This window comes from Hamadaea sp. NPDC050747, assembly GCF_040654195.1.
Taxonomy (GTDB): domain Bacteria; phylum Actinomycetota; class Actinomycetes; order Mycobacteriales; family Micromonosporaceae; genus Hamadaea.
Genome location: NZ_JBFAHM010000004.1, coordinates 75959 through 102555, shown reverse-complemented (window position 1 = coordinate 102555; position 26597 = coordinate 75959). Strand labels below are relative to the sequence as shown.

General features: G+C 71.7%; 30 protein-coding genes. 15 read left to right on the top strand and 15 right to left on the bottom strand.

The window, feature by feature from the left end; all coding sequences use genetic code 11:
* Positions 1-7: 7 nt before the first annotated feature.
* On the top strand, positions 8-424 hold the full coding sequence (locus tag AB0H43_RS09750) for a DUF4395 domain-containing protein (protein ID WP_359998854.1): 417 nt from the start codon (positions 8-10) through the stop codon (positions 422-424).
* A 144-nt stretch (positions 425-568) separates the two neighbouring features.
* Here AB0H43_RS09750 and AB0H43_RS09745 read toward each other — a convergent pair whose 3' ends face one another.
* Entirely contained in the window at positions 569-1234 is a 666-nt protein-coding gene (locus AB0H43_RS09745) for a class I SAM-dependent methyltransferase (protein WP_359998853.1), read from the bottom strand.
* Positions 1235-1428: 194 nt separating this feature from the next.
* Between AB0H43_RS09745 and AB0H43_RS09740 the strand changes: the two genes are divergently transcribed.
* Both AB0H43_RS09740 and AB0H43_RS09735 read left to right on the top strand, forming a co-directional pair.
* A complete protein-coding gene (locus tag AB0H43_RS09740; protein ID WP_359998852.1) occupies positions 1429-2394 on the top strand; it encodes a PASTA domain-containing protein in 966 nt (321 codons plus the stop codon).
* A gap of 193 nt (positions 2395-2587) precedes the next feature.
* Positions 2588-4177: an ABC-F family ATP-binding cassette domain-containing protein gene (locus AB0H43_RS09735; RefSeq protein ID WP_359998851.1), complete on the top strand. Its 1590-nt coding sequence runs from the start codon at positions 2588-2590 to the stop codon at positions 4175-4177.
* Here the strand turns inward: AB0H43_RS09735 and AB0H43_RS09730 are convergent.
* Positions 4164-5042, bottom strand: coding sequence for an ANTAR domain-containing protein (locus AB0H43_RS09730; protein ID WP_359998850.1), 879 nt, complete (start codon positions 5040-5042; stop codon positions 4164-4166). The two genes, AB0H43_RS09735 and AB0H43_RS09730, sit on opposite strands and share 14 nt — an antisense overlap.
* A 4-nt stretch (positions 5043-5046) precedes the next feature.
* Positions 5047-5748 (bottom strand): GAF and ANTAR domain-containing protein, encoded by a 702-nt coding sequence (locus AB0H43_RS09725; protein ID WP_359998849.1) that lies wholly within the window; start codon positions 5746-5748, stop codon positions 5047-5049.
* Positions 5749-5841: 93 nt separating this feature from the next.
* On the opposite strand from AB0H43_RS09725, the gene AB0H43_RS09720 reads away from it, so the two are divergent.
* Both AB0H43_RS09720 and AB0H43_RS09715 read left to right on the top strand, forming a co-directional pair.
* The gene (locus tag AB0H43_RS09720) at positions 5842-6429 is read left to right on the top strand and encodes a hypothetical protein (protein WP_359998848.1); all 588 of its coding nucleotides are present in this window, start codon (positions 5842-5844) and stop codon (positions 6427-6429) included.
* A gap of 99 nt (positions 6430-6528) precedes the next feature.
* Positions 6529-7980 (top strand): hypothetical protein, encoded by a 1452-nt coding sequence (locus AB0H43_RS09715; RefSeq protein WP_359998847.1) that lies wholly within the window; start codon positions 6529-6531, stop codon positions 7978-7980.
* A gap of 145 nt (positions 7981-8125) precedes the next feature.
* On the opposite strand, the gene AB0H43_RS09710 is transcribed toward AB0H43_RS09715, so the two are convergent.
* From AB0H43_RS09710 to AB0H43_RS09700, 3 genes are all read right to left on the bottom strand, one after another.
* Positions 8126-9097 (bottom strand): tyrosine-type recombinase/integrase, encoded by a 972-nt coding sequence (locus AB0H43_RS09710; RefSeq protein ID WP_359999315.1) that lies wholly within the window; start codon positions 9095-9097, stop codon positions 8126-8128.
* Between the two features lie 115 nt (positions 9098-9212).
* Entirely contained in the window at positions 9213-10334 is a 1122-nt protein-coding gene (locus tag AB0H43_RS09705; protein ID WP_359998846.1) for an AAA family ATPase, read from the bottom strand.
* Positions 10321-11103: an RNA ligase family protein gene (locus tag AB0H43_RS09700; RefSeq protein ID WP_359998845.1), complete on the bottom strand. Its 783-nt coding sequence runs from the start codon at positions 11101-11103 to the stop codon at positions 10321-10323. The genes AB0H43_RS09705 and AB0H43_RS09700 overlap by 14 nt, the downstream gene beginning before the upstream one ends.
* A gap of 102 nt (positions 11104-11205) precedes the next feature.
* Between AB0H43_RS09700 and AB0H43_RS09695 the strand changes: the two genes are divergently transcribed.
* Complete coding sequence (locus AB0H43_RS09695; protein ID WP_359998844.1) at positions 11206-11595, top strand: hypothetical protein; 390 nt, start codon at positions 11206-11208, stop codon at positions 11593-11595.
* Positions 11596-11658: 63 nt separating this feature from the next.
* On the opposite strand, the gene AB0H43_RS09690 is transcribed toward AB0H43_RS09695, so the two are convergent.
* A complete protein-coding gene (locus AB0H43_RS09690) occupies positions 11659-12591 on the bottom strand; it encodes a polysaccharide deacetylase family protein (protein ID WP_359998843.1) in 933 nt (310 codons plus the stop codon).
* Positions 12592-12701: 110 nt separating this feature from the next.
* Here AB0H43_RS09690 and AB0H43_RS09685 point away from each other — a divergent pair, with 110 nt between their 5' ends.
* The 3 genes from AB0H43_RS09685 to AB0H43_RS09675 all read left to right on the top strand — a co-directional run bounded on the left by AB0H43_RS09685 (position 12702) and on the right by AB0H43_RS09675 (position 16615).
* Complete coding sequence (locus AB0H43_RS09685; protein ID WP_359998842.1) at positions 12702-14000, top strand: GNAT family N-acetyltransferase; 1299 nt, start codon at positions 12702-12704, stop codon at positions 13998-14000.
* A 188-nt stretch (positions 14001-14188) separates the two neighbouring features.
* Entirely contained in the window at positions 14189-15631 is a 1443-nt protein-coding gene (locus tag AB0H43_RS09680) for a squalene monooxygenase (RefSeq protein ID WP_359998841.1), read from the top strand.
* A 66-nt stretch (positions 15632-15697) separates the two neighbouring features.
* Positions 15698-16615, top strand: coding sequence for an SDR family oxidoreductase (locus AB0H43_RS09675; RefSeq protein WP_359998840.1), 918 nt, complete (start codon positions 15698-15700; stop codon positions 16613-16615).
* Here the strand turns inward: AB0H43_RS09675 and AB0H43_RS09670 are convergent.
* Entirely contained in the window at positions 16612-17595 is a 984-nt protein-coding gene (locus tag AB0H43_RS09670) for a YafY family protein (RefSeq protein WP_359998838.1), read from the bottom strand. The two genes, AB0H43_RS09675 and AB0H43_RS09670, sit on opposite strands and share 4 nt — an antisense overlap.
* A 24-nt stretch (positions 17596-17619) precedes the next feature.
* Here AB0H43_RS09670 and AB0H43_RS09665 point away from each other — a divergent pair, with 24 nt between their 5' ends.
* Entirely contained in the window at positions 17620-18342 is a 723-nt protein-coding gene (locus AB0H43_RS09665; RefSeq protein WP_359998836.1) for a DUF1524 domain-containing protein, read from the top strand.
* A gap of 34 nt (positions 18343-18376) precedes the next feature.
* On the top strand, positions 18377-18865 hold the full coding sequence (locus tag AB0H43_RS09660; RefSeq protein ID WP_359998834.1) for a hypothetical protein: 489 nt from the start codon (positions 18377-18379) through the stop codon (positions 18863-18865).
* On the opposite strand, the gene pyrE is transcribed toward AB0H43_RS09660, so the two are convergent.
* Positions 18854-19375: an orotate phosphoribosyltransferase gene (pyrE, locus tag AB0H43_RS09655; protein WP_359998832.1), complete on the bottom strand. Its 522-nt coding sequence runs from the start codon at positions 19373-19375 to the stop codon at positions 18854-18856. The two genes, AB0H43_RS09660 and pyrE, sit on opposite strands and share 12 nt — an antisense overlap.
* Positions 19376-19420: 45 nt before the next feature.
* On the opposite strand from pyrE, the gene AB0H43_RS09650 reads away from it, so the two are divergent.
* From AB0H43_RS09650 to AB0H43_RS09640, 3 genes are all read left to right on the top strand, one after another.
* Entirely contained in the window at positions 19421-20419 is a 999-nt protein-coding gene (locus AB0H43_RS09650) for a Gfo/Idh/MocA family oxidoreductase (protein ID WP_359998830.1), read from the top strand.
* 93 nt (positions 20420-20512) lie between these two features.
* Positions 20513-20848 (top strand): YciI family protein, encoded by a 336-nt coding sequence (locus AB0H43_RS09645; protein WP_359998828.1) that lies wholly within the window; start codon positions 20513-20515, stop codon positions 20846-20848.
* A 42-nt stretch (positions 20849-20890) separates the two neighbouring features.
* Complete coding sequence (locus tag AB0H43_RS09640) at positions 20891-22117, top strand: sigma-70 family RNA polymerase sigma factor (protein ID WP_359998826.1); 1227 nt, start codon at positions 20891-20893, stop codon at positions 22115-22117.
* On the opposite strand, the gene AB0H43_RS09635 is transcribed toward AB0H43_RS09640, so the two are convergent.
* The 5 genes from AB0H43_RS09635 to AB0H43_RS09615 all read right to left on the bottom strand — a co-directional run bounded on the left by AB0H43_RS09635 (position 22114) and on the right by AB0H43_RS09615 (position 25676).
* The gene (locus tag AB0H43_RS09635; RefSeq protein WP_359998824.1) at positions 22114-22593 is read right to left on the bottom strand and encodes a hypothetical protein; all 480 of its coding nucleotides are present in this window, start codon (positions 22591-22593) and stop codon (positions 22114-22116) included. The genes AB0H43_RS09640 and AB0H43_RS09635 overlap by 4 nt on opposite strands.
* Positions 22590-22913 (bottom strand): hypothetical protein, encoded by a 324-nt coding sequence (locus tag AB0H43_RS09630; protein WP_359998822.1) that lies wholly within the window; start codon positions 22911-22913, stop codon positions 22590-22592. Before AB0H43_RS09630 ends, AB0H43_RS09635 begins: the two co-directional genes overlap by 4 nt.
* Positions 22914-22945: 32 nt before the next feature.
* On the bottom strand, positions 22946-23668 hold the full coding sequence (locus AB0H43_RS09625) for a protein phosphatase 2C domain-containing protein (protein ID WP_359998820.1): 723 nt from the start codon (positions 23666-23668) through the stop codon (positions 22946-22948).
* On the bottom strand, positions 23665-24582 hold the full coding sequence (locus tag AB0H43_RS09620) for an EamA family transporter (protein ID WP_359998818.1): 918 nt from the start codon (positions 24580-24582) through the stop codon (positions 23665-23667). The genes AB0H43_RS09625 and AB0H43_RS09620 overlap by 4 nt, the downstream gene beginning before the upstream one ends.
* A gap of 296 nt (positions 24583-24878) precedes the next feature.
* A complete protein-coding gene (locus AB0H43_RS09615) occupies positions 24879-25676 on the bottom strand; it encodes a Bax inhibitor-1/YccA family protein (protein WP_359998816.1) in 798 nt (265 codons plus the stop codon).
* A 46-nt stretch (positions 25677-25722) separates the two neighbouring features.
* On the opposite strand from AB0H43_RS09615, the gene AB0H43_RS09610 reads away from it, so the two are divergent.
* Positions 25723-26085, top strand: coding sequence for a DUF1304 domain-containing protein (locus tag AB0H43_RS09610; protein WP_359998814.1), 363 nt, complete (start codon positions 25723-25725; stop codon positions 26083-26085).
* 206 nt (positions 26086-26291) lie between these two features.
* Here AB0H43_RS09610 and AB0H43_RS09605 read toward each other — a convergent pair whose 3' ends face one another.
* Positions 26292-26597, bottom strand: a complete 306-nt coding sequence (locus AB0H43_RS09605) for a hypothetical protein (RefSeq protein ID WP_359998812.1) — start codon at positions 26595-26597, stop codon at positions 26292-26294.

The following is a 26597-nucleotide window of genomic DNA, read 5'->3' as shown; positions in this document are numbered from 1 at the left end:
GGCGTTCATGCAGCTCGACGTCCGTGGCCCCCGTTTCGCGGCGATGGTGACCACGGTGGTACTCATCGTGATCGCGCTCACCCGGAGCGGCTGGCTCGCCGCCGCTCAGGCGGTCGTGTTCGCCGTCGGCGCGCTCAGCGCCCGGCACGCCCCCTACGGCGTGCTCTTCCGCGTCCTGGTCGCGCCCCGGCTCGGCCCGCCGCGCGAGGTCGAGCCGGCCGAACCGGTACGGTTCGCGCAAGCGGTCGGCTTCGTCTTCGCCACCGTTGCCGCCCTCGGTTTCCTGACCGGCGCGACCGCGGTCGGCCTCGTCGCGACCGCGTTCGCGCTGATCGCGGCGTTCCTCAACGCCGCCTTCGGGCTCTGCCTCGGGTGTGAGGCCTACCTGCTGCTGCGGCGACTGGGTCCAGCGCGCCGGGCTTGATCGGGCGCTTGGTCGGGCTTCCGTGTCCGGCTGCCCGTCGCAGGATGCCGGATAACGTCCCCTCGGCGCGAGCCAAAGCCGCGTTATCCCGCATCCTGCGACGAGAAATCCGCGACGAGCGTCCTGCGACGAGCGGGGAAGAGGTCAGGACGCGGGGCGCCGGAACTCCGCACGCCACCGCGCGCCGTTGCCACTGGCGTCCGGCAGTAACTCCACCTGCACCGCCGCCAAGCCGTTCGCGGTGAACAAGTCGATGTCCGCGCGGGTCAGCGGCCACGGCGGGCCTTCCGGGGCCGGCCCGTCCGGCCGCTGACGCTGGATCACGATCAGCCGTCCGCCCGGCGCGACGGTCTCGCAGATCGCGGCGACGGCCGCCTCCCGCAGGCGTTCCGGTAGCGCTTGCACGGTGAAGATCTCGATGACCAGCTGGTACGCCTGACGCCACGCGCTCGGCAGTTCGAAGAGGTCGGCGGCGACATAGTCGACCGTCGACTCGGGGAACCGGGCGCGTACGCCCGCGACGGCGCTCGGCGAGACGTCGAACGCCGTGACGCCGAACCCCCGGGCGGCCGCGAACTCCGCGTCGTCGCCGTATCCGCAGCCGATCACCAGCGCCGGTTCGCCGTGCCCGTGCAGGCCCACCGCGTCGGCCCAGTCGACGAGCAGCGGGTGCGGCACCCTCGTGTCCCACGGCACGGCCGCTTCGCCGGCCTCGGCCTCGGCGTACAGGCGCTCGAACCAGCCGGTCGCGTCGTTGTTCGCGGCGGCCTCGGCAGCCAGCGCCCGGGCATGGAGATCAGGATCGGTCATGTCCCGATGCTATCGGTGTCGTCCGGCTTCGCCCGCACTTGTGGCGTACGCCCTCCCCAGTGGACAGCCTCCACCCCCGTACGCTGACCGTTCGGCGCGAATCACGCACCTTGCGGGCGAGTGCCGGAAAGCGCGGCGAACCTCACGATGTCCGATGGAAATCCCTGAGTTCCCCCCGGACTTGAGAGGCGTCAGTGTCTGACAACGAGGCCGCCGACCTCCCGCTCGACACCCGAGCGAACCCGCCGCGCGATGAGCGCGGCCGGTACATCAACTGGCGTCGCCGGGCGGCAGCCGCCGCAGCCGCCGCGGCTGCGGAAGCCGCTGCGGCCGGTGGCGCCGCCGCGTCGTCCGACGCCCCACCGGAGGCCGACGCCGTAACACCGGCGGACGCCCCGACCGAGCAGGCCTTCGCCGCCGAACCACCGGCTGCCCCGGCGTACCGGCCGTCGGCGAGCGAACCGCCGACCGAACCACCGGCGACGGAACCCCCGGCCGCGGACCAGCCCGCGACGGAGCCGCCGGCCGCGGACCAGCCCGCGACGGAGCCGCCAGCCACCGAGACGCCGGCACCGAGCGAACCGGCCTCGTCGGGACCGGCGAGCACCCCGCCCGCCGCCCCACCGCCCCCGTCCGGTACGCCGGAGAAGAAGCGCCGCCCATGGTGGCTGTGGCTGCTCCTGCTGCTCCTTCTCCTGCTGTGCTGCGTGGCCGGATTCGTCTACTGGGGCAACCGCGACGACGGCACCGGGTCGACGTCGGCCACCCCGTCGCCCAGTGTGGCCGTCACGACGCCGGGAGCGCCCGCGTCGCCGACCGCTGCCGCCTCCGCCTCGTCGTCCGCGACGGCGGTGCCCGGCGGAGCGAGTGCCACTCCGACGGTCAGCGCCAGCACCGTGCCGTCGCCCTCCCCGTCGGTCAGCCCGTCCACGGTGACGATCACCGTCCCGGACGTCGTGGGGGAGAAGGGGTCGTCGGCGCAGCAGATCCTCACCGACGCCGGATTCTCGACGATCACCTGCAAGGACCCGGCCGGCAACGTGGTGACCGCGCTGGACGGGTACGTCGTGACCGCGCAGACGCCGAAGGCGGGCACCGCCGTCCCGGCCGGCACGCCGATCAACCTCACCTGCAAGCCGTCGTCCGGCGGCAAAGGCTGAGGCAGGGTGACCTGCCGCACGCTTCCGGGGCGTTCCTCGCGTCCCGGAAGCGTGCTAGCCTGATCGCACTATGGAGCTGTGACACCACCGACCTGCCCGCGCCCGAGGTGACGACACCCGGCGGGCATCCTTCAGACCCTTTCGGTGGTGTCTTTTCTTGCCTGCGAATCCCTTTCTGGTCGCTCGTGACCTTGTGAAGTTCTACGGCCCCCGGGCCGTGCTCGACGGCGTACACCTGACCGCGTCGCCCGGCCAGCGCATCGGCCTGGTCGGCGAGAACGGCGCCGGGAAGTCGACCCTGCTACGGCTGCTGGCCGGAGTGGACACCCCGGACGCCGGCGAGATCGTCCGGCCGCCGGATCTCGGTCTGCTCCACCAGGAGCTGCCGTTCGTCGCCACGGACACGGTCGGCGACGTGATCGCCGAAGCGCTGGCCGAGAGCCGGGCCGTCCTGGCCCTACTGGAGGAGTCCGCCCAGCGGGCGGCCGACGACCCGGACGCGGTCGCCGTCTACGGGGAGGCGCTGACCCGGGCCGAGGAGATCGGCGCCTGGGACGCCGACCGCCGCGCCGACGAAGTGCTCCACGGGCTCGGCCTGGCCGCGCTCGGCCGCGACCGGAGGCTCGGGGAGATGTCGGGCGGCCAGCGGTCCCGGGTCGCGCTCGCCGCGCTCCTGGTCCGGCAGCCGTCGGCGTTGCTGCTCGACGAGCCGACCAACCACCTCGACGACGAGGCGGTCGCGTTCGTCGAGGAACGGCTGCGAGCGCTACCCGGCGTCGTCGTGGTGGCCAGCCACGACCGGGTGTTCCTCGACGAGGTCTGCACCGACATCGTCGACCTCGACCCGGCGCAGCACATGACCGGCCGGCGCGGCCCGACCCGCTACCGCGGCACCTACAGCGACTATCTCGGCGCGAAACGAGCCGAGCGAGCCCGCTGGGAACAGGCGTTCCTCGCCCAGCAGGACGAGATCAACCTGCTGCGGCACACCGTCCGCGTGACCGCGCGGCAGATCGGCCACCCCGGGCGCGCGCCCCGTGACGGCGACAAGAACATCGCCTTCGCCAAGGCCCGCGCGATCGAGGCCGTGGTCTCCCGGCGCGTACGCAACGCGCAGCAGCGCCTGGCGGTGCTGGAACGGGAGCAGATCCGCAAACCGCCGGCACCGTTGGAGTTCCGGGCTCCGGCGTTGACAGCGTCGGCGGCTACCGAGGACGGCCCGGTGCTCGCCGTACGCGGTCTGCACGTGCCCGGACGCGTCCGGCTCGACCGGCTCGACCTGGACGCCTCGGGGCGGCTGCTGATCACCGGCGCGAACGGCAGCGGAAAGTCCACGTTGCTCAGTGTGCTCGCCGGCCGGCTCGACGCCGGGGAAGGCACCGTCCTACGCCGGCGCGGCCTGCGTACTGCCATGCTGGCGCAGGACGACGAGTGGCCCGACTTCACGCGTACGCCTCGGGAGATGTATGAGTCGGGCGGCCCGGCGGTGCCGCTCGTGGAGCTGGGCCTCGTGGCGCCGCGTGATCTCGACCGGCCGGTGGGCGCGCTGAGCGTGGGGCAGCGACGGCGGGTGGCGCTCGCCCTGCTGCTGGTGCGACCTCCGCATCTGCTGCTGCTGGACGAGCCGACCAACCACATCTCGCTGGCCCTGGCCGACGAGCTGGAACAGGCGCTGGGCACCGCGCCCGGCGCGGTCGTCATCGCCTCGCACGACCGATGGCTGCGCCGTCGCTGGGCCGGGCCGGAGCTGGCCTTGCCGCAAGGCGAGGTCAGTCCAGTGTGATCTCGCGCCGGACCACGCCGGCCGCAACCGTCTCGACGGCCAGCCCGGCGGCGAAGGCCCGGGCGCGCAGCAGGGCCAGCGCGTCGGCCGGGTCGCAGCCCAGACGTTCGCAGAGCATGCCGACCGCCTGGTGGAGCGTGCTGCGGCCGGCGTCGACGTCGAAGAAGGTCAGATAGGGAAAACCGCCGCTGCCGTCCGAGGCCAGCAGCACCGACTGGGTCAGCGCATCGGCGACCTGGCCCAGTCGGCGGACGGTGGCGGCGGCGTGCCCGGGACCGAACACGGCGAGCGCGCCCAGACAGGACCAGCGGGACCCGACCGGCACCGCGATGACCTCCCGTACGCCGAGATCGGCCAGCGCCGGCAGGTAGAGCGGCCAGCGCAGCGCGTCGGATTCGCTGGTCACCTCGGCGACGACCGGCGCTCCGGCGCGAACCGCGTCGGTCATGGGTCCCTCGCTGAGCATCAACTCCAGATCCTGTGCCGCTTCGGCGATCCGATCGGAGGCGGAGGCGTACGCCTGGGCGAGGTTGCGTCCGACGAGGGTCAGTGCGGCAGGCGCACCGACGATCTCCGCCATGGCGGACAGGAGCGGCTCCGCGCCGGGCGTCTGATCGAGCCGCCATTTCCGTAAGCGCTCGGCGTGAGCCAGATGGATGCGCCGGGCGGCAAGGTGACGGTCGACCGACCCGCGGTTGACGGTCACCATCCGTTCGTGCAGGTCACGATGCTCGGACGCGCCGGCGGCGAGGAGGCGTTCGTGCCGCTCGGCGAACCGCTGCGATCGTTCGGCGCACTGCCGTTCGTGCTCGGCCATCGCGGTGGCGAGCAGGATCGCGGCGCGAAGCTGGTCACGGGGACTCATACGGTCAGCCCCGATCCGCGGACGCCGCCTCCCTCAGCAGAGCGTCGACCGGCACGCCTCGATCCTCGGCGTCCAGCCGCATCCGGTGGTATGCCTCGTCCGGCGTGACCTGCCAGCGTTCGGCCAACCGGCCGATCGTCTGCTCCACCCGGACGCGCTGGTCCAGCGCCTCGCTCAACCGGCGGGCGCGGGCCGCGGAGGCGTCCCGGCGACGGGCTTCGATCAGAACCGCCGTCGCGGTGACGGCCAGCGCTTCGGCGATCTCGATCCGCGACGCGTCCAAGCCGACCCAGTCGTCGCAGTACAAGGTGATGGTGCCCAGAACGTCGTCACCGTCGCGCAAGGGCAGCACGGTGACCAGCCCGACGCCGACGGCCAACGCATTCTCGGCCACGGCCGGCCAACGGCCGTCGTGCGGCAGGAGCCGCGTGTTGACCAGCGGCCGCCCACGCCCGCGGACGTAGCCGGCCGGGGTCGGCCCGTCGCCGGAAACCAAGTCCTCCAAGACATGCGCACGTTCGTCGGACGCGACCACGACGGGCGGGCAGTCGCCGTCCGGCCCGACGCTCACCCCGATCGACGGCACCCCCACCGCCGAAGCGCAACTGTCGGCGAAGACCTGAAGTACCTCAGCCGCCGGCGATTCCGCCAGGACGCAGCGGGCGATGCCGGCGAACGCTCGCGCCACCCTCGTCTGGTCGGTCATGCCCACAGCATGCGCCGGTCCGGACGCCGCCGCACACCCAGATTGAAAACTCTGGCCATCGGGTATGCGAGGCCCGCCCGGAAAGGAGAGGCCATGTCACCGGCACAAGTCATCCTGTTGCTCGTGGTCGCCGCCATCGTCGTGGCGGCCGTCGTCGTCGGGATCCGGATCCAGCGCAGCCGGAAACTGCAGGCGACCTTCGGCGACGAATACGAACGGCTGGTCACCGAGCACGACAGCAAGGCGGCGGCCGAGAAGGAATTGCTCGAACGGCAGCGTCGGCACGCCGAGCTCGACCTTCGGCCACTGACGCCGGAGGCCCGGAGCAGATACGCTGATGAATGGCAGGAGGTCCAGGCGCGATTCGTCGACGCGCCCGAGGACGCCGTCGGCGCCGCCGACGAGGTCGTGACCCGGCTCGTGGGTGAGATCGGGTACCCGACCGGAGATTACGACGACCAGGTCGCGCAGCTGTCCGTCGACCATGCCCGAACGCTTTCGGCCTACCGGCGGGCTCACGAGATCAGCGAGCGCGCCCGCCGCCATGAGGCGTCCGTCGAGGAGCTTCGGCAGGCGGTAGTGCAGTATCGCGAGCTCGTCGCCGACCTGCTCGGCGAGGAGCCCGTACCACCTCAACGGCCGCAGCCGACCGCCGAAGGTCGCCCGGCTCCGCGGCCATGACGCGCCGCGCCTCCCACGACGCGGCCCACCGTTCGCCGCGTACCACGACGCGGCATGAGTTCACCGCGTCCATCGACGCGGCCTGAAAGGGGAAAGCTTATGCAGTCAGACCAGATCCGGGGGCCGCTGGCACCTTCGGGTCGCCCGGAGGAGGAGCCGCAGGTCATCGACGACTTCGCCGCCGACATCGACAACCACGTCGCTGCTTCGGACGCCGACCCGGAGGTCGACGAGCAGCGGTTGGTGGTGCCCGCACAGCGGGAACCCGGCGACGCCGTCGACAGTGAGTCCCTCGACGGTGAATCCGATGTGGATGATCCGGTCGCGGAGGCGGACTCCGCCGAAGCGGACGAGTCACCCGGGGACGAGACCGCGGACGACGAGCCGGTCGCCGAGGCCGACCCGGCGTCGCTCGCAGCGGACGACGAAGACGACGAAGACGACGGTGACGGGCTCGCCGACACCGCCGGCGACACGGATGCGCCCGGCGACGACGAGTCGGCGGACGACGCCGAGCCGGTCGCTGAAGCAGCCGACGAGACTGAGTCCGCTCAGGACGACACGCTCGACGCGGAACCCCCCGCCGACGCGGTTGCGGAAACGTCGGAGGACGAGCCGGTCGCTGAGGCGGCGGACCTGGACGGCGTCGCCGACGAACCCGCTGACGAACCCGCTGACGAGCCTACTGACGTTTCCGCGGCGGACGACGAAGACCGAGACGACGTGGTCGGAGACGACGTGGCGGAAAGCGCGACAGAACACGAGGATGCAGCCGAGACGGTTGACGCGGCCGATCTGGCGGAGTCGCCGGGCGCGATCACCGAGGACGACGGCCCCGCCGCCGCGGACGCCGAAGCCAGCGCTGCCGATTCGGTGGCGGAGGCTGACGCGCTGACCGAGACGGACGACGCCGATCCGTCTGCAGAGGCTGACGCGACGACTGAGGCTGGCCATTACGAAGGCTCGGCCGATGAACCCGCCGACGTGGCGGATGACAAAGCCAGCGGCCCGGTCGCCGAGGCAGACGACGCCGATGCGGTCGCGGGCGCTGACGCGTTCGCCGAGGCGGGGCATTTCGAGGGATCGGCGGATGAGCCCGCCGATGCGGGCGACGCCAAAGCCGAAGACGTAGAAGCCGGTGACGTGGCGGCTGAAGACGCTGTGGTGGCGGCAAGCCACGACGTGGAGCCGGTCGCCGACGGGACAGGCGACACGGCAGACGACGCGGTGGAAGAAGCCACCGCGGCGGCACCCGTGGCAGCAGCAGCGGCTCCGCTGCCGGTCGTGGCCGGCGTGTGGGACGCGGCGGCGGCCGAGGATCTGCGGCGGCGCTGGCACGAGGTCCAGGTGCGGTTCGTCGACGATCCCGCGGCGGCGGCCCGGGATGCGCAGGCGCTCGCCGACGAGGCGCTGGAGGGCCTGACGGCGGCGCTGGCGGAGCGTAAGCGTGCCCTGTCCGAGTGGGAGGACGGCGAAGGCGACACTGAACGGCTGCGGCAGGCCGTTCAGCGTTACCGGGATCTGGTGGAGTTCGCGTTGCCGAAGGAGTAGCCGCCGAGTGGGGTGGCCGCCCGAAGCCAGATCCGGCGGCCACCCCACCGGTTACGCAGCTCTGCCGGTTACACAGCCACACCCGAGGCGATTTCATGATCAGGGTCATTTCCCCGTTGCCATGGCGACAGGGAAATGACCCTGATCATGTGTCTTCCGGCGACGCGGGCTCCGAAGGCGACGAGCGGCGGGCGCGGGCGGCCCAGATGGCGTACGAGGGGTCGCGGTCGAGGTTGTGCCGGTCACGGTCGTAGCGACGGGTCGTCCGCGGGTCGGCGTGACCCATGGCGTCCTGCACGTCTTCCAGCGGTACGCCTTCGGCCCGGGCCGTCGTCGCGAACGCGTGCCGCAGCGAGTGCGGCGACAGGTGCTCGGCGCTGGGGATCCCGGCGCGCTTGGCCAGCTGCGGGATGAGTCGTTTGACGGCGTGCCGGTCAACGGGCGCGCCGGTGGCGGTGACGAACACCGGCCCGGTCAGTTCCTCGACGGCGACCCCGGCCAGCTCGGCCCGCGCTTCCAGGTACGCGTCGAGGGCGGACGCCGTGCCCGGGGCCAGCGCCCGGCGGCGGGGACGGCCGCCCTTGCCGACGAACCGGATGGTCCGGTGCCCGCGTTCGTGACCGAGGTCGTCGAGGTCGAGTCCGCACACTTCGCTGACGCGTAGCCCCAGGTCGGCGAGCAACGCGATGATGGCGTACGCCCGGACGCCGTCCTCTCGGGCGGCCCGCAGGATGGCGTCGACCTCGGCCGGGCTCATCCCGATCGTGGTCGAGTGGTCACGGCTGACGTGCGGCCGGTCCGCGCCGCCGACCGGGTTGGCGGTGACCGCCTCCAGTTTGAGCAGGAAGTCGTACCAACTGGACAGGCCGGACAGCTTCCGGGCGATCGTCGTCGGCGCGAGCGGCTTGCCGGTACGCGGGTCGACGGTCGCCTCCAGCGCGCGGGCGTACTCGTTGACGTGCGTGAACTTAACCGACCGGGGATCGATGTCGTGCTCGCCGCACCAGGCCAGGAAGGAGGTGACGTCCCGCCGGTAGGCGTCGCGGGTGTGCTCCGACAGCCGCCGGTTGCGCAGCCAGGCCTCGGTGAAGTCGGTGTACTCCTGCACGGGGTGCATGAGCGCGCCGGAGCTCTGCTTCGAGGTCGACGCCGGGGGCGAGAACCGGGGGACGATCTCCATGATCCCCAAGATACCGTCCAGGGCCGACAGGACGGCCGGTCCGGCACCGCCGTCAGACCCGGGTGTCGATCCAGGACACGGCGTGGGCCTCGGTCAGATCCGGGGTCTCCCAGCGGCCGATCATGCGCTCGACGGCGGCGGCCGGCACCGGCGACGTACGCGCGGAGTTGCGCGCCGAAATGGCGCCGGGCGGGGCTTCGAGCGACACGACGTGGACGCGGGCGCCGTAGCCGGCGGCGAGCGAGATGATCTGCTGGCGTACCTGGCGGGACACGTTGGTCGCGTTCCACACGAACGGGGTCCGCGTCCGCAGCAGCGTTCGCGCCGCCGATCGGGCCGCCGCGAGCACGGGGCCTTGCGGAGAAGAAGCCCGGACGCCTAACGAAGCACGCAGCGCGTCGAGGCTGATCACCGGCAGGTCCAGGCCCGCAAGGTAGGTGTCCTTGCCGACGCCGGGCAGCCCGGACATCACCGTCACGGTGAAGGTCGTGTCGTCGTACGCCGCCCAGCGCGGATCACGCCCGGGGGTCGCGAAGTAGCCGTAGCGGGAGTGGTCGTTGGCGAACGGCCACGGCCGGTCCAGCACCCCGAGGTCGGCGCAGTACTCCCGGAACAGCTCGATGTTGTCGAGCACCGAGGACGCGTCCGTGCACACCCGGCCGAGGATGTCGGCGGTCGCCAGCATCGCCAGGTCGTCGTTGCGCGCGGTGATCGAGACGCGCAGCACGATCTGTTCCACGTCGTCGCGCTCCAGCGCCCAGAACGGGATCTGGTGGTGCCGCACGAGCGCCGCCACCTGTTCCCGGAACCCGAGCGGAGCGTCCAGCTCCCACAGGATCCGCCGCGCCAGCAACTCACCGCGCCGGGAATGCCCGTGCGCCGTCACCGACCCGTCGGCCTCGGTCTGCGTACAGAATGGTTTCGCGACGTCGTGGAGCAGGACCGCCGCGAACAGGCGTACCCGATGGTCCGGATCGAGCGCGCGCCACGATGGCAGGGCGGCGAGCGCCTCGGCCGCCAGCCGCGTGTGGGTGGCGACGTCGCCCTCCGCGTGGTGGCGCGGGTCCTGCTCGACGCCTTCGAGGCGGCGCAGCCACGCGAACGCCGTGCGCAGTCGCGGCCAGTCGACGGTCCATTCCGGTCCGCGCGGGCAGAGTTCGTCAAAGATGGGCATAGAGCGCCTCCGGGTCGGCGAGCCGGTTGGGCACGATCGGGCGGTCGGCCCAATGGGTGCCGGAGTCCAAGACGGCGGTCAGGAAGCTCGCGCGCACCCACTTGTAGCGTTCGACCACCCGGCCGTCCTCCTCAACCTTGAGGTAGAGGCCTTCCATCTCGTCGGCGCGGTCGGTCTCCGCGACGACCCGATCGGTGTCGGTCCCGGCCTCCGCCGCGGCCGCGCGCAGATTCTCGCGCCACGCGGCGGTCCGGCAGGTCGACGGCCCGACCAGCGCGGTCAGCTCAGCCGCCGTGGTGAAGCGGCCTTCGCGCAGCACCGGCACGCTCGTCACCGGCAGACCCGCGAGCATCTCGCGGCGGCGTGGCGTGCTCAAGAACTCGCTGGTACGCACATCGAACACATCGAATTCGCAGAAGTAGTGCGGCAGCGCGTCGTAGAAGACGGTGTGCTTGGCGTACAGCCATTCGCCGTAGAGCACGAACCGGTCGCCGAGCACCGGGCGCAGCCGGTCGGCGACGGTCGCCGCCCACGACTTCAGCGGGGCGAACTGCTTCTCGCGGGGACCGCCGGTCAGGTAGTGGCCCCGCGACTGCAGCAGCAGGCGGCCGCCGGCGTCGAAACTGATCCCGGCGTTGGCACCGTCGAGCTTCTCCTCGACGACCAGATGCCGGCCGCGTACGGCGTCGAACGGCGCCTGCGCGAGGTCGTGGTCGCCGGGCTGCAGACGCGATCCGGCCAGGTGGGGCGTCCGCGGATACTTGATCACCTGACCGTTATAGAGCCCGGAAAACCGCTTGTGCCAGGGATTTCGCAGATGCGTGACACGCACGTGACACCGGTTCGCATTGATGCACTAGGGTGTGCGCTCATGATTCGGATCTCGACCAAGTACTTCTGGCTGGCGTTCATGTTCGCCTTCTTCAAGCCGTGGCTGGTCATCGACGGCCAGCAGCACCGGCTGCAGTGGGGCGACAACGCGATCCCGGCCGCGCCGGGGCAGCACCACATCACCATCTGGATCCCGTACCTGTGGAAGGTCGGCGAGGCCAGCATCGTCGTCGACAACAGCTACGGTGAGGCGCAGGTCTTCTACGCGTCGCCGCCATGGGCCTTCGGCGCGGGCGCGATCGGCACCACCCCCGTGGAGTCGCCGAACAAGACCCTTGCGCTGATCCTCGGCCTCGGCCTGCCGGCGCTGATCATCCTGTGCTGCTGCTGCGGCACGATCCTGTCGTCGATGAGCAACAGCGGCTACTGATCGAGACACCCAGGGGGACGTCCGGACGCGGGCGTCCCCCTAATCGTGCCCGGCTTCGGGTGATCAGGTCTCGGTCGGCAGTGCGATCAGCCGGAACCTGGCCTTGAGCCAGGGCAGCAGCACCCGGTACGCCGCGATGGTGGTCGGCTTGCCGTTGTCGTGCGACAGCACGATCGACCCGGGGCGTACGCCGCTTTCGACCGCGCTGATGACGTGGTTGGTCATCGACGAGCCGGTGCCGTACTTGCTGCTCTCCCAGTCGCGGGGATCCAGCGACCAGTAGATCGAGGTCATGCCGAGATCCTTGGCGATCTGCACCAGCCGGGTCGTGAAGTTACCGCCCGGCGCCCGGAAGTAGCGGATCTTCGCGTCCGGCGCGGCCGCGTGGATGACCTCGTTGGTGTGCTCCAGATCCCGCTTGATGTACGCGTCGGTCCGCTTGTCGGCGGCCAGGTCCAGCAGGTGCTGCCACGAGTGGTTGCACACCGTGTGTCCTTCGGCGACGATCCGGCGCACGAGGTCGGGATGGTCCCGGGCCCGGAAGCCGACCAGGCAGAACGTCGCCTTCACCCCGCACTGCTTGAGCATGTCCAGCATCTTCGGGGTGTTGATCGGGTCCGGGCCGTCGTCGAAGGTGAGCGCCACGTTCTGCGTACCCGTGACGCTGACCGAGCCGGCCGGGCCGTGCCCGGTGGCCTGCGAGCGGACCAGCGGCACCGTGGACTTGCAGGACAACGCCCCCGACTCGGTACGCGACCTGGTCGGGCTCGGCTTGGGCGACGGCTTGCGGGTCGGTGACGGCGTCGGCATCGGCGACGGGGTCTCGGCCGGCGACGGGGACGGCACGGGGCTGCTGATCTCCGGCGTCGGCGAGCCCGGCTCGGTCACGCCGGGCGAGGCCGCCTGCGGGCCGCCGGTGCAGCCGGTCAGCAGCAGCGCGGCGACGACCGCACCGAGCAGCGCCGGGACGAGGCGCCGCGAGTGGATGGGGGGCACGGGCGGCTCCTGGGGGAGGCGGGGTGCGGCGAGAGTACACCGGCGACCGGAGGCGGCGAAAGATCGGCGATGCCACCAGACGACCGTCCGCTGTGGCAGCATGCACGCTCATGGGAGAACACGAGCTGCGCGACGAGGCCCTCGCCGCCGCGGCGGCCTGGGTGTGGACGCCGTACGACGCGATCGTCGCGAGCAGCGACGACGTGACCGTGGCCGTCCATGAGGGCAAGGGAACCGTCCAGCGGGCGTACGGCGACGACCCGGCCCGGCTGGTGACCCAGGCGCTGCGGCTGACCGGCGTCAACGGCGGCGACGCCGTCGTGTTCTCCGTCCATCCGGCGACCGTCCCGGCCGACCTGGGCGACGAGCTGACCCGGCGGGGCAGCGAGATCGTCGGCGAGCACGACATCAGTGCGTACGACCTGAGTGGGGGACTGCCGGAGCTGGCCGTCCCGGCCGATGTGACGGTGGAGCGGGTGGACACGCCCGAGCAGCTCGCGGAGGCGTACGCGGTCGCTTCGGCCGCGTTCGGCCAGCCTTTGCCGTCGCCGGAGTTCGCCGACGCCGAAGCCGCTGAGCTGGCCACGCAGGTGGCGGCCGGTCCGGATCGGACGGTCTTCCGGTATCTGGCCCGGATCGACGGGCGGCCGGTCGGCTCGGCCGGGCTCACCGTCGACGGCGGCGTCGCCAAGCTCTGGGGCGGCGGTGTGCTCGCCGACGCGCGCGGGCGGGGGGCGTACCGGGCGCTGCTGGCGGTCCGGCTCGCCCAGGCCGCCGCGCTCGGCGCGAGATTCGCCCTCGTGAAGGCGCGTATCGGCACGTCGAGCCCGATCCTGCGCCGGGCCGGGTTCGTCGCCTACGGCCGCGAGGTCCAGCATCAGCTGCCGGTACGCCGCGCGTCGGCCGAGCACTACCGGTCGTTGCCGCACAAGATCCTCGGTTCGGGCGCGGTCTTCTTCGACGAGGCCGGCCGGGTGCTGATCGTCGAGCCGTCCTACAAGGACCACTGGGAGATTCCGGGCGGCGTGGTCGAGCGCAACGAGCCGCCGCTGGCCGGGGCGCACCGCGAGGTTCTCGAGGAGCTGGGGTTGGACCGGGCGCTGGGCCGGCTGCTGGTCGTCGACTGGTCGCCGCCCCGGGGTCGCCGGACGATCGACCTGATGGCGTTCGTGTTCGACGGCGGGGTGCTCACCGAGGCCGACGTGGCCGCCATCCGGCTGCAGCCGGAGGAGCTGCGCGGCTATCGGTTCTGCCGGGTGGACGACGAGGTCAACGAGACGGCCGGGTTGCTGCCGCCGATCCTGACCAAGCGGGTCGCCGCGGCGGTGCGGGCGCGGGCGGCGGGGGCGACGGTGTACCTCGAGTCGGGTGACCCGATCGACGGAACGGTGACTCCTTCACAGGGATGAGCGGCGATGTCGTGAAAGCGTCACGGCACTCTGCGGTACGCCCGATTCCGTGGCATTGATGACTGCCTGTCCACTGTGGCGCACTGCACATTGTCTATCACCTGACGCCATATTCCTTTCCCTGGATGCCTCGCGGCTGGCTAACTTTCGCCAATCCGTTACGCCACAAGCGCTTCCAGGAGTTCACGATGCACCCCTCCAGTCATTCCGCTAACTCTTCCGCCGGCACCGACTCTTCCGCCGGGACCGGCCGGGCGATCGTCGTCGGCGGGAGCGTCGCGGGCCTGCTGGCCGCGCGAGTCCTCGCCGACACGTTCGACCACGTCCTGATCCTCGACCGCGACGAGCTTCCGATGGCGGCGGTGCCACTGGGCACCGGCTCTTCGTCCGCACTCCCGGCTCGAGCGTTCGAGCCGGCGGTCCACCGCAAGGGCGTACCGCAGAGCCGGCACGCGCACGGGCTGCTCGACAAGGGCCGCGCGATCCTCGACGACCTGCTGCCCGGCTTCACCGCCGATCTCGTCGCCCGGGGCGCGGTCACCGCCGACACCCACGCCGACGTGGTCTGGTACAACGACGGCCGCCGGATGCTGCGTGCCCCGTCGGACATGACCGCGCTGTGCGTGAGCCGCCCGACGCTGGAGGCGTACATCCGCAGCCGGGTCGCCGCGCTGCCCAAGGTCGAGATCCGGTCCGGGGTCGCCGTCGACGGGCTGACCGTCGCCGACGGCCGGGTCACTGGCGTACGCACCCAGGACGAGATCCTGCCGGCCGACGTGGTCGTGGACGCCACCGGGCGCAGCAACCGCGGTCCAGCCTGGCTGACCGAGCACGGGTACGCCGCCCCGCCGGAGGACACGGTCAAGGCCGGTCTGGTCTACGTCACCCGGGAGTACCGCCGTGACCCGGCCGCCCAGGACTACGCCGCGATCGTCGTCGGCCACCACCCGGCCAACCCGACGAGCACCGGCACGCTCGCCGCCGAAGGCGACCGCTGGATCGTCACGTTGATGGGGGTCAACGACGACATCCCGCCGTCGGACGGCCCCGGATTCGAGGCGTTCGCCGCCCGGCTCGACGGGCCCGAACTGGCCCGGCTGCTGGCCACTGCCGAGCCGCTGACCGAACCGACCCGGTTCCGCATCGGCCCCAGCGCCCGTCGCCGCTATGAGCGCTGCGAGCGGCTTCCGGAGGGTTACCTGGCCCTCGGCGACTCGCTGTGCTGCTTCAACCCGGCGTACGGGCAGGGCATGACGACGGCCGCGATGGCGGCGCAGTGGCTCGGCCAGTGCCTGCGCTCGGGGACCGCCGGGCTGACCAAGCGCTACTTCGCGGGCGTGACCGCCATCGTGGACACGCCGTGGGACATCACCGTCTCCGGCGATCTGCGGTTCCCGCACGTGCCGGGCCGGCGGACCGGCCGGGTCAAGCTGCTCAACGCGTACCTGTCGAAGGTGCACGTCGCGGCGCAGGCCGACCCGTTCGTCGGGCGGACCTTCCTCAAGGCGGTCAACTTCCTGATCAGCCCGCAGCAGCTGATGTCGCCGCGGATGCTGTGGCGGGTCTGGCGCGGCCGCAAGGCTCAGCCGGTCGCGCGGACCCCGGTGCGGGAGCGGACGCCGGTCGCCTGACCGGCAGCGTGATCTCCCCGCCAAACCTGACGGTGGTTGTCCGGTTTGGCGGGGACGCTGGCCGGTATGAACACACCCTTGAAAGGCCGGGTCGTCCTGGTGGCGGGTGCGACCCGTGGCTGCGGGCGGGCCATCGCGGTGCACCTCGGGCTGGCCGGAGCCACCGTGTACGCCACCGGACGCACCACCCGTGTGAAGCAGTCGGAGATGAGCCGCCCGGAGACGATCGAAGAGACCGCCGAGCTGATCACCGCAGCGGGCGGCACGGCGTACGCCGTCGAAGTCGACCATCTCGTCCCCGAGCAGGTCGAGGCGCTGGTCGCCCGCATACGCGACGAGCAGGGCCGTCTCGACGTGCTCGTCAACGACATCTGGGGCGGCGACCCGTTCTCCGAATGGGACAAGCCACTGTGGGAGCACGACCTCGGCAAGGGCCTGCGCATGCTGGACCTCGGCCTGCGTACGCACATCATCACCAGCCATTACGCGCTCGGACTGCTGAGTGCCCGGCCGGGCGGGCTGCTGATCGAGGTCACCGACGGCACCGCCGAGTTCAACCGGGCGTACCGGGGTGAGTTCTTCTACGACCTCGTGAAGGCGTCGATCAACCGCATCGCGATGGCGCAGGGCGAGGAACTGGCGAAGGTCGGCTGTGTGGCGGTCGGGGTGACGCCGGGATTCCTGCGGTCCGAGGCGATGCTGGACCATTTCGGCGTCACCGAGGCCACCTGGCGGGACGCCGCCGGCCCGGACAATCCGCACTTCTCGTTGTCGGAGTCGCCTGCGTACCTGGGCCGGGGCGTCGCCGCGCTGGCCGCCGATCCCGACGCCGCCCGGTTCGCCGGGCAGACCCTCAGCAGCGGCCGGCTGGCCAAGGAGTACGCCGTCGTCGACACCGACGGCACCCGGCCCGACTTCTGGGCGTACGCCGCCGTCAACGACCTGGAGAGCCAGGAAGTGATCGACGACGCTAAGTGGCGTTAACCGGCGGCGTTCCCAACGGAGTTGCGGGCGGCGAGCTTCCGGCCGACCTCGGCCAGTGCCGCCCGCAGCTCCGGCGGATCGAGGACCTCCACATCGGGGGCCAGCGCGATCAGCTGATGCTGGGCGATGTGCAGCGTCTCGACCAGCACCTCCGCCTCAACCCAGCCGTCCGCGTCGGGCGGGCCGACCGCGCCCAGCTCTTCCACCGAGGTGCGGCCAAGATGGCGGGCCAGGTCCGGCAGCACCCGGACCGGCACTCTGATCCGGACGGTGGCGTGCAGGATGCTGCGGTCGAACTCCGCGGCCGACTGAGCCCAGTACTCCGCGAGCACGAATCCGTCCGGGCGCTCGAACTGCTCGCCGATCCGATCGACCGAGCGGATCCGGGCTACTCGGTAGGTGCGCAGGTCACCGGTACTGACGGCGGCGACGGCGTACCAGACACCGGCTTTGAGGACGAGCCCGAGCGGGTCGACGGTCCGGTGGACGAGCTGCCGGCCGCGCTCGTAGCTGATCCGCAGCCGTTGCCGGTCGAAGACGGCGGTCGCCACGTCGGCGAGGTGGGGCAGTGGCTCGTCGCGGTGGAACCAGCCGGGCGCGTCCAGGTGGAACCGTTCACCCAGGTCCCGGGCGCGTTCGCGGGCGTCGTCCGGCAACGTCGCCAGCAGCTTGGCCTGCGCGGTGGTCGCCGCACCGGCCAGCCCGAGATCGGCCAGCGCGGCCGGGACGCCGCTGACGAACAGCGCAGCCGCCTCCGGTCCGGTGAGCCCGTCCAGCCGCGTACGCCATCCGTCGAGCAGCCGGATGCCGCCACCGCGCCCCGGTTCGGAGTAGAGCGGAACGCCCGCGGCCTGCAGCGCTGCCACGTCGCGGAGAATCGTTCGCTCGGAGACCTCCAGGATCGCGGCCAGCTGCCCGGCGGTGGCGCTACGCCGCGCTTGCAGCGTGAACAGCAACGCGATCAGGCGCTCCGACTTCACCCGGACACCCTATGGTGAGGGTTGATGAAGCGTTATCGGGGGGAGCTCGTCACGCTGGTCCTGCTGCTGCTCGTCGCGGCGGCGGTCGCCTGGTGGTGGGATCAGGGGCATCTCGACGACCCTTCCACCGCGACCGCGACCGCGTCGGCTGGGGCGTCTGTTCCGTCCGGTGGCGTGGCGGCCAAGGACGCGGCGCACGCACTGCTGGCCAAGCTGCCCCGGGCCGCCCAGTCCCACTGGGACAGCTACACCCGGGAGTCGTTCGGCGATCCGCTGTGGACCGACGACACCGACGCCCCCGGCGGCCACAACGGCTGCGACACCCGTGACGACGTGCTGCGGCGCGACCTGACCGGGGTACGGCTCAGCACGGGCAACCCTTGTGTCGTGCTGTCCGGGGTGCTGCGCGATCCGTACACGGGCAAGACCTTGCCCTACGATCGCAGCCGCGCGTCCGAGATCGAGATCGACCACGTGGTGGCGGTCGCCGCCGCCTGGCGGGCCGGAGCGTGGTCCTGGCCGCTCGATCGGCGTCGCGCCTTCGCCAACGATGTCGACAACCTGCTCGCCGCCGACAAGACGGCCAATCAGGACAAGCGCAGCCAGACGCCGGACCATTGGAATCCGGCGCGCCGCGAGGCCTGGTGCGACTACGCGCGCCGCTACGTCACCGCCAAGAGCCGGTACGCGCTGAGCGTCACGCCGCCCGAGGCGGCCACGCTCGGTGAGATGCTCACAACGTGCTGAGGAACCTCGCGGCGCCGAGCGGTGTCCACTTCGCATGAGACGCGCCCTGCTGACCGTGGTCCTGTTCGCCGCCGGCTGCACCGGCACCCCGGCCCCTGCTCCGACCGCCGTTCCCGCCGCGTCGTCCGCCGGCGTGATCGGGCCGGTCGCCGCCTGTCCCGCGACGGCCGCTGCCGATCCACTCGTACGCCAGGCGTACGGGCGGGGGGTGGAGATGTGGGTGATGTTGTTCGCGACGCAGCGGACCTTGGTCGCCGGGCAGACCTTGAAGATCGTCGTACGCCTCACGGGCGGGCAGCAGGTGACGGTCACCGCCGACGCTCCCGGTCAGCAGCAGATCACCCCGGAATGGGGGCCGGAGTGGCACGGCGGCAGCACGTTCGACAAGCCCGGCGGCGAGTTCGGCGTCGGGCTCGACTTCCCGGCCGCGGGCTGCTGGACCGTACGCGTCGTCAACGAGTCCGGGTCGGGCGAGCTGATCCTGCGGATCGGCGACCGCCCGTCACCTGCCTCACCCAGCTGACCGGGCGGCCTCCAGGTCGGCCCGGGTCAGCAGCGCCCGCAGGGTGATCCCGTCTTCGGCCAGCGCCTCGGCGCCGCCTTCCTGCCGGTCGATGACGCACAGCGCGGTGTCGACGATCGCGCCGAGGTCGCGTAGCTGCCGGGTCGAGATCACGATCTGGCCGCCGGAGGTGACGACGTCCTCGACGATCACGACGCGCCGACCGGCCAGCTCGGCGCCCTCGGCGAGCCGCCGGGTGCCGTACTCCTTGGCGGCCTTGCGGACGAACGCGCACGGCAGCCCGGTGTGCCGCCCGAGCGCGGTGACGACCGCGATGCCGCCCATCTCCAGCCCGGCCAGCACCTCCGCGTACGCCGGGACCAGCCCGGCCAGGCCCGCCCCGACCTCGTCGAGCAGCACCGGGTCGGCCTCGAACCGGTACTTGTCGAAGTACTCGGTCGCGACCCGGCCGGAGCGCAGCCGGAACTCCCCGGTCAGGTGACACGTTTCCTGGATCTTGGTCGCCAGCACGGGCCGAGCTTATCCGGCGTACGCCGACCCGGTTAGATGGAGCGCATGGCCGACAAGATCAGGTGGGGTGTCCTCGCCACCGGCGGCATCGCCGCCACGTTCACCGAAGACCTGCGTACGCTGCCCGACGCCGACGTCGTGGCAGTCGGCTCCCGCAGCCACGCCAGCGCCCGCGCGTTCGCCGACCGGTTCGACATCCCGCGCGCCCACGGCAGCTGGCAGGAGCTGGCCGAAGACCCCGACGTCGACGTCGTCTACGTGGCCAACACCCACAACGCGCACTTCCCGGCGGCCGAGCTGATGCTGCGCGCGGGCAAGAACGTGCTGTGTGAGAAGGCGTTCACCCTGAACCTCGGCCAGGCCCAGGCGTTGATCGACCTGGCCCGCGACCGCGGCGTCTTCCTCATGGAGGCGATGTGGATGCGGACCAACCCGGCGTTCCGCCGGATGCTGGAAATGCTGGCCGACGGCGCGATCGGTGAGATCAGCACGGTGCACGCCGACTTCCACCTGGCCGGGCCGTTCGCCGCCGACCACCGCCTGCGCGATCCCCAGCAGGGCGGCGGCGCGCTGCTCGACCTCGGCGTCTACCCGGTGACCTTCGCCCACGCGGTGCTCGGCCTCCCGTCGTCGGTGACCGCGTGGTCTTCGCTGAACCCGGAGGGCACCGACGCCAACACCGGGATGCTGTTCGGGTACGCGCACGGCCCGCACCAGGGGGCGCTGGCCGCTCTGACCTGCGGCATCACCGCCGACAGCCCGGTACGCGCGGCGGTGTCGGGCAGCCGCGGCCGGATCGTGCTGGACTCGCTGTTCTTCCGGCCCGAGTCGTTCACCCTGCACCGGGCGGGCACCGACCCGCAGACGATCCGCGTGCCGTTCACCGCCCGCGGGATGGTGCACGAGGCGGTCGAGGTGATGCGCTGCCTGCGCGAAGGACTGCAGGAGAGTCCGCTGGTCAGCTGGCAGGACACCCTCGACGTGATGGGCCTGCTCGACGGCGTACGCGGCCAGGTCGGGGTGGTGTTCCCCGGCGAGCGCTGATTCGCCGAGATTTTCTTCCCCGTGGTTGTCCGGTCGGCCGCCCGTTGATCGTCATCTCCGGTGAAGGCAACATTCGGCAACAGAGGAGTTGACATGAAGTACATGATGTTCGTCTGCGTCGACGGCGACCCCGATCCCGACACGACCAACGAGCCCGACATCGACGAGTGGGTGGCCACCAACGACGCCAAGGGCCGCCGCCTGCAGGGGCACGTCCTCGCCCCGGCCAGCGCGGCGACCACGGTCCGCGTACGCAACGGCCAGCTGCTGATCTCCGACGGCCCGTTCACGGAGACCAAGGAGCTGATCGTCGGCTATGACCTGATCGAATGCGCCGACCTCGACGAGGCCATCGAAGTCGCGCGTACGCACCCGATGGCCCGCGGCGGCCGGATCGAGATCCGCCCGTTCGCCGACTTCGAGCAGTGACGGCTCGATGCGGACGGGCTCGATGAGGACGGCTCGGCAGTGATGACGCAGTCTTCGGCCGCGGCGGCTCGGGGCGCCGCGGCCGAGGCGGCGGCCGACGCATACCCCCGGATCGTCGCGGCGCTGATCCGGATCACCGGGGACTGGACCCTGGCGGAGGACAGCGCCCAGGACGCGCTGGCGACGGCGCTCGAACGGTGGCCGGCCGACGGCGTACCCGGCAATCCGGGGGCGTGGCTGATGACCGTGGCCCGTAACCGGGCGCTGGACACCGTACGCCGGGCGACCGTGGAACGCCGCAAGCTCCGCGACCTGGCTGTGCTGGCGCTGACCGCCGCGACCGGCGATCCGCAGCCACCCGACGAGGTCGTCGACGACCGGCTGCGGCTGATCTTCACCTGCTGCCATCCGGCGCTGGCGCTGGAGGCCCGGGTGGCGCTGACCCTGCGCACGATCTGCGCCGTGCCGACGGCCGACATCGCCCGCGCGTTGCTGACCAGTGAGTCGACCATGACCCGGCGGCTGACCCGGGCCAAGGCGAAGATCGCCGACGCGGGCATCCCGTACGCCGTCCCCGAAGGCCCGGCGCTGACCGAGCGGCTGCCCGGCGTCCTGGCCGTGCTGTACCTGCTGTTCACCCACGGCTACAACGCCGACGGGGAACCGGCGTTCGCCACCGAGGCGATCCGGCTGGCCCGGCTGCTCGCCCAGCTCATGCCGCAGCAGCCGGAGGCCACCGCGTTGCTGGCGCTGCTGCTGTTGCAGCATTCCCGCCGGGCGGCGCGCCGCGACGCCGACGGCAACCTCGTCACGCTCGACAAGCAGGACCGCACCCGCTGGGACCACAGCGCCATCGAGGAGGCGGCCGCGTTGCTGCGTGACCTGCCCGGTGACGGCCCGTACGCGCTCCAGGCCCAGATCGCGGCCTGTCACGCGACCGCGCCGTCGCCGGAACGCACCGATTGGGCCACGATCGCCGGCTGCTACGACCGCCTCGTAGGCCGCCAGCCCAGTCCGGTCATCGAACTCAACCGGGCGGTCGCCCACGGGTACGCCTTCGGCCCGGCCGCTGGCCTCGAACTGCTCGCGCTGGCCCGCGCCGGGGGTGCTCTGGACGACTATCCGCTCGCCTGGGCGGCCGAGGCCGACCTCACCGCCCGTGAGGGCGACCGGGAACGGGCGGCGGACCTGTTCCGCGAAGCGGCCGCCCGGACCCACAGCGAGTCCGAGCGGCGGGCGTTGCTGGACCGGGCGGCCGAGAACGCCTAGTCGTCCCAGGTCATCGAGAGATCGGTGAGTTGCAGCCGGGGGATGGGTTGCTTGGGCGGATCGAAGGTGGCCAGCTCGGCGTTCAGGCGCAACGCGTGGTGGATGGCCTCCCCACGCCCCGGCCACTGGTGCTCCAGCTCGCTGGCCTCGAGGATGTCGCCGACGCCGGCGAGCGGCAGGAACACGAACGTCGACCGTTCGACGTCCTGGAGTTCCTCGGCGACGGCGAGGTCCGAGGCGAGGTCGGCGAGCAGGTTCCGGCCGAAGGAATCGGCCTGCGCGTAGGCGGCGATGAAGGTCGAGGTGGGGATGCCGACCTGGCTGATCTCGGCCCACGCCTCGACGTTGTCGGGGTCGTCGCCGATCGCCTCGTTCTCCTCCATGACCGACCGGACGAACTCCGACACGGGGATGGCCTGGTCGACGCTCGCGTAGGCGAGCATCGCCGAGGTGTCGAGGACCGCCCGGACCGTCATGCGGCGTTCCCCCGCGGGTGGGCGTCGAGCGCGGCGACCCGTGCTTCGGCCTCCTCCAGCGCCTTCTGTGCTTCGCGGACCTCCCGCTGAGCACGGGCGGCGGCGTTCGCGGCGCGCTGCCGCTCGATGTTGGCCCGCACCCGGGCCTGAACCGCGGGGTCGACGTTGTCGCCCACCGCCCGGCGCAGCAGCGCTTCGGTCCGCATCCTGCGGTCGGAGGCGCGGGCGGCGGCGGTGAAGTAGGCGGACACGTTGTCGACGTTTTCGATCAGCCGGGCGACATCCTCCGGCACCGTGATCGTCACACGCTTCGCGGGCATACCGTCATACTATCTCCGCGCATACCGCGCGCCTAGGCGACTTTGACGACGGCCACGGTCGCGTTGTCGTTCCCACCGGTCGCCAGCGCCTCGGCCAGCAACGACGTGCACATCTCGGCCGGCGTCGAGCCGGAGCCGAGCACCTGCGCCAGCTTCCGGTAGGACACCTCCTCGCCGATGCCGTCGGTGCACAGGCACAGCACGTCGCCCGGGCGCAGGGCCACGTTCAGCACGTCCGGCTCGGGGGCGTCCGGGTGCCCGATGTAGCGCAGCAGGTGGTAGCGGGCGGTGTGGGCCTGCGGCGAGTCGTGCGGCCACCAGCCGTTGACCGCGCCCAGCCAGGCCTCGGTGTGGTCGACCGTCAGCTGCTCCAGCAACCCGTTGCGCCACCGGTAGCAGCGCGAGTCGCCGACCTGCGTGATCCAGGCCTGCTCGCCGTCGACGACCAGGGCGGTCAGCGTACAGCCGGTCAGCTCCGGCCAGGCCCGCCCGCCGTCGATCACGCGCCGCTGGCACTCGGCGACCGCCGCCCGCATCAGGTCCGCGCTCGGCGGCCCGGTCCGCGTCACCTCCAGGAAGGTGTCCGCAGTGGTACGCCCAGCGAAGGCGCTGCCCCGGCCGGACCCCATCCCGTCGGCGACCACGAGGACGGTGCGGTCGCCGGGGTCGCCCGCCACGGCGAGCACGTCGAAGTTGGCCGGATAGCGGTTGCCGACCTGAGTGTCGCCGGCGACGGAAAGCTGGAGCGAAGTCACTTCCGGGACGCTACCGGCTCGACGCCGGCGGCCTCCGCCGGGCCGGGCGCCGGGGCCTTCTTGTCGGCCGCCCGCTGGGTCGCCAGCACCGAACCGGCCAGCACCAGCGCGAACCCGAGCCCGATCCCGGCGGTGAACGGCTCACCGAGCACGAGGACGCCGAGGATCACCGCGACGGCCGGGTTGATGTAGGTGATGACCGGTCCCCGGACCGGGCCGACCTCGGCGATGAGCGCGTTGAACACGGTCAGCGCGACGGCGGTGCACAGCACGGCGAGCACGAGGACCGCGACGATCACGTCGGCCCCGGGCAGCTCGGCGGGGTGCTGCATGATCCCGGCCGGGGCGTACACGATCGCCGACAGCGCCAGCGACACCGCCATCACGGCCAGCCCCGGTACGCCTTTGAGCTGCCGGTTGAGGATGAAGGGGCCGACGGCGTAGCCGATGACGACGATCGCCATCTGCACCAGGGCCCACGTGTCGTCGGCGGACAGGTCGAGCCCGACGAGGGCGGCCACCCCCGCCAGGCCGACGCCCAGACCCAGAATGCGCCGGGGACCGAGGCGCTCACCGCCGGTGGCCCAGCCGAGCAGGGCCGCCACCAGCGGCACCCCGGCGATCAGCAGCCCGGCCAGCGAACTGCTCAACCGCTGCTCGGCGGAGGTCAGCAGGAACCACGGCACGGCGATCTCCGCCGCGGTGAACGCCAGCAGCGCCTTCCAATGGGGCAGCAGCGCCCGCAGCTGACCCCGGGCGATCGCGATCGGCAGCAGGATCAGGGCGGCGATGGCGCAGCGCCAGAACACCACCGACGCCGGGGTCAACCCACCGACGGCGATCTTGATGAACAGGTAGGGAACGCCCCAGATGATGCCCAACGCGGCGAACAGCAGCCAGCCCTTACGCGACACGCGCTCATCTTAGGCCGGTACGCCGACAGGACCGGTGCGCGGAGATCAGAATGGGACGGTGCCCAGCCCGGAACGCTCACCGGGGAGCTGCGCCGACCGGGACAGCTTTCTGCGTACCAGCTCGGGATTGCCGGGACCACGGGCGAACCTGACGCTCGCCCAGGCCCCCGCCGACGTCGCGGACCTCGCGGATCTCGACCGCTGGCCGGCCGACCCGGAGCGCGGCCGGCCGCGCTCGACGACCCGGACGCCCAGAGGATCGTTCGCGAGAACCGCAAGAAGAAGCGGATGCCGGCCTAGTCCCGGCCGCGCAGGTAGCTGAGCAGCCGCAGCACCTCCAGGTAGACCCAGACCAGCCCGAGGATGATGCCGAAGGCGGCGAACCAGCCGAAGCGGGCCGGGAGCCCGTGCCGGACGCCCTGCTCGACCTGGTCGAAGTCGAGGATGAAGGTCAGCGCCCCGATGACGATCATCGCGAGGCTGAAGATGATGCCGATCGGCCCGGCCTCCCGCAGCCCGGTGTTCACCCCGAACAGGGCCAGCACCCAGTTGCCCAGCATCAGGATCACCGCGGCGATCAGCGCGCCCATCAGGCCCTTGGTGAACCGCGGGGTGGCCCGGATGACGCGGAACCGGTAGAGGATCAGCATCACGAAGAAGATGCCGATGGTCGCCGCCACCGCCTGGGCGGCGATGCCCGGGTAGACCGTGTTGAACCACTCGCTGATCATGCCTAGCGCCGCGCCTTCGAGCAGCGCGTACGCCCCGATCAGGACCGGGCTGGTCGACTGGCGGAAGCTGACGATCAGGCCCACGATCAAGGCGACGATCGCGCTGCCGAACACCGCGACGCCGGTGAACTCCTGAGGGACCCAGATCCAGGCGGCCGCTGCGGCCAGCGTCAGCATCGCCATCAAGGCGAGCGTGCGGCCGATGACACCGTCGACCGTCATCAGACCGGTACGCGCGCTGGTGACCACACCGGGGTAGGTCGCGGTGCCGCCCGCGCCGGGCTGATACCAGCCGGGTTCGCCGTACGCGTTGGACGCCGAAGTCTCGGACAACTTCGCCAACGCCGGGTTGCTGCTCTGCATCCTCCGATGGTGACACGCTGATCCACAGGCGGGCGATACTGACGGCATGAATCTCGTGGCCGTCCTCGCCGCGGTCCTCGCGGGCCTGCTCCACGTGCTCATCTTCGCGATGGAATCGCTGCTGTTCCGCCGCCCGGAGGTGCATCGCCGGTTCCGCACGGCCGCGTCCGACGTGGACGCCGTCCGTCCGTGGGCGTTCAACCAGGGCTTCTACAACCTGTTCCTCGGGATCGGGGCGATCGCCGGCGTGTTCGTGTCCGGCACCGCCGGGCGTACGCTGACCGGCTTCGCCTGCGCCTGCATGCTCGGCGCGGCGATCGTCCTCGTCGCCGGCGAACGGCGGATGGCGCGGGCCGCCCTCATGCAGGGATTCTTTCCTCTTGTGGCGGTGATCGCGCTGCTCGCCTAGCGCTCTTCGGCGGCGCTCGTTTGGCGGCGCTCGTTTGGCGGCGCTTTCGCGGCTGCGTCTCGCTGCGGCGTCTCGCGGCTGCGTTTCGCGGCAGATCAGGGATCTGGTGGCTTCCGGCGGCCAAGATTCCAGGCCTAACCGTGATCTGGTCCCTTACCGGCGCGGCCGAGGGTGGCGCGCGATGAGGGCTGGGCGAGGGCGGGGCGCTAGCGTTGCGAGCCGGGCAGCGGCGGAACGCTGGGGCTGACGGGCAGACTCGGGTCCACCGGCAGGCTCGGGTCCACGGGAAGACCGGGGTCTGCGGGCAGGCTTGGCGGGGTGACCGGCAGGCTCGGCGCTCCGGGGTCCACCGGGAGACCCGGCGGCGTCACGGGGAGGCTGGGTGCGCCGGGCACGCCTGGCACGCTTGGCGGCGTCACGGGAAGGTTGGGCGGGCTGATCGGGAACAGGATTCCGAGCAGGCCGCTGAGCAGGGCACCGATGGCACCGAGGAGTCCGCCGATGGCGTCCAT

Coding starts and splice junctions, on each gene's coding strand:
- AB0H43_RS09640 (WP_359998826.1), top strand. CDS start 20,891: ATGACGCAGTCTTCGGCCGCGGCGGCTCGGGGCGCCGCGGCCGAGGCG.
- AB0H43_RS09680 (WP_359998841.1), top strand. CDS start 14,189: ATGCACCCCTCCAGTCATTCCGCTAACTCTTCCGCCGGCACCGACTCT.
- AB0H43_RS09705 (WP_359998846.1), bottom strand. CDS start 10,334: ATGCCCATCTTTGACGAACTCTGCCCGCGCGGACCGGAATGGACCGTC.
- AB0H43_RS09730 (WP_359998850.1), bottom strand. CDS start 5,042: ATGAGTCCCCGTGACCAGCTTCGCGCCGCGATCCTGCTCGCCACCGCG.
- AB0H43_RS09615 (WP_359998816.1), bottom strand. CDS start 25,676: ATGCAGAGCAGCAACCCGGCGTTGGCGAAGTTGTCCGAGACTTCGGCG.
- AB0H43_RS09645 (WP_359998828.1), top strand. CDS start 20,513: ATGAAGTACATGATGTTCGTCTGCGTCGACGGCGACCCCGATCCCGAC.
- AB0H43_RS09710 (WP_359999315.1), bottom strand. CDS start 9,097: ATGCACCCCGTGCAGGAGTACACCGACTTCACCGAGGCCTGGCTGCGC.
- AB0H43_RS09605 (WP_359998812.1), bottom strand. CDS start 26,597: ATGGACGCCATCGGCGGACTCCTCGGTGCCATCGGTGCCCTGCTCAGC.
- AB0H43_RS09650 (WP_359998830.1), top strand. CDS start 19,421: ATGGCCGACAAGATCAGGTGGGGTGTCCTCGCCACCGGCGGCATCGCC.
- AB0H43_RS09745 (WP_359998853.1), bottom strand. CDS start 1,234: ATGACCGATCCTGATCTCCATGCCCGGGCGCTGGCTGCCGAGGCCGCC.
- AB0H43_RS09635 (WP_359998824.1), bottom strand. CDS start 22,593: ATGACGGTCCGGGCGGTCCTCGACACCTCGGCGATGCTCGCCTACGCG.
- AB0H43_RS09675 (WP_359998840.1), top strand. CDS start 15,698: ATGAACACACCCTTGAAAGGCCGGGTCGTCCTGGTGGCGGGTGCGACC.
- AB0H43_RS09715 (WP_359998847.1), top strand. CDS start 6,529: ATGCAGTCAGACCAGATCCGGGGGCCGCTGGCACCTTCGGGTCGCCCG.
- AB0H43_RS09725 (WP_359998849.1), bottom strand. CDS start 5,748: ATGACCGACCAGACGAGGGTGGCGCGAGCGTTCGCCGGCATCGCCCGC.
- AB0H43_RS09720 (WP_359998848.1), top strand. CDS start 5,842: ATGTCACCGGCACAAGTCATCCTGTTGCTCGTGGTCGCCGCCATCGTC.
- AB0H43_RS09750 (WP_359998854.1), top strand. CDS start 8: ATGCAGCTCGACGTCCGTGGCCCCCGTTTCGCGGCGATGGTGACCACG.
- AB0H43_RS09630 (WP_359998822.1), bottom strand. CDS start 22,913: ATGCCCGCGAAGCGTGTGACGATCACGGTGCCGGAGGATGTCGCCCGG.
- AB0H43_RS09665 (WP_359998836.1), top strand. CDS start 17,620: ATGAAGCGTTATCGGGGGGAGCTCGTCACGCTGGTCCTGCTGCTGCTC.
- AB0H43_RS09685 (WP_359998842.1), top strand. CDS start 12,702: ATGGGAGAACACGAGCTGCGCGACGAGGCCCTCGCCGCCGCGGCGGCC.
- AB0H43_RS09610 (WP_359998814.1), top strand. CDS start 25,723: ATGAATCTCGTGGCCGTCCTCGCCGCGGTCCTCGCGGGCCTGCTCCAC.
- AB0H43_RS09660 (WP_359998834.1), top strand. CDS start 18,377: ATGAGACGCGCCCTGCTGACCGTGGTCCTGTTCGCCGCCGGCTGCACC.
- AB0H43_RS09695 (WP_359998844.1), top strand. CDS start 11,206: ATGATTCGGATCTCGACCAAGTACTTCTGGCTGGCGTTCATGTTCGCC.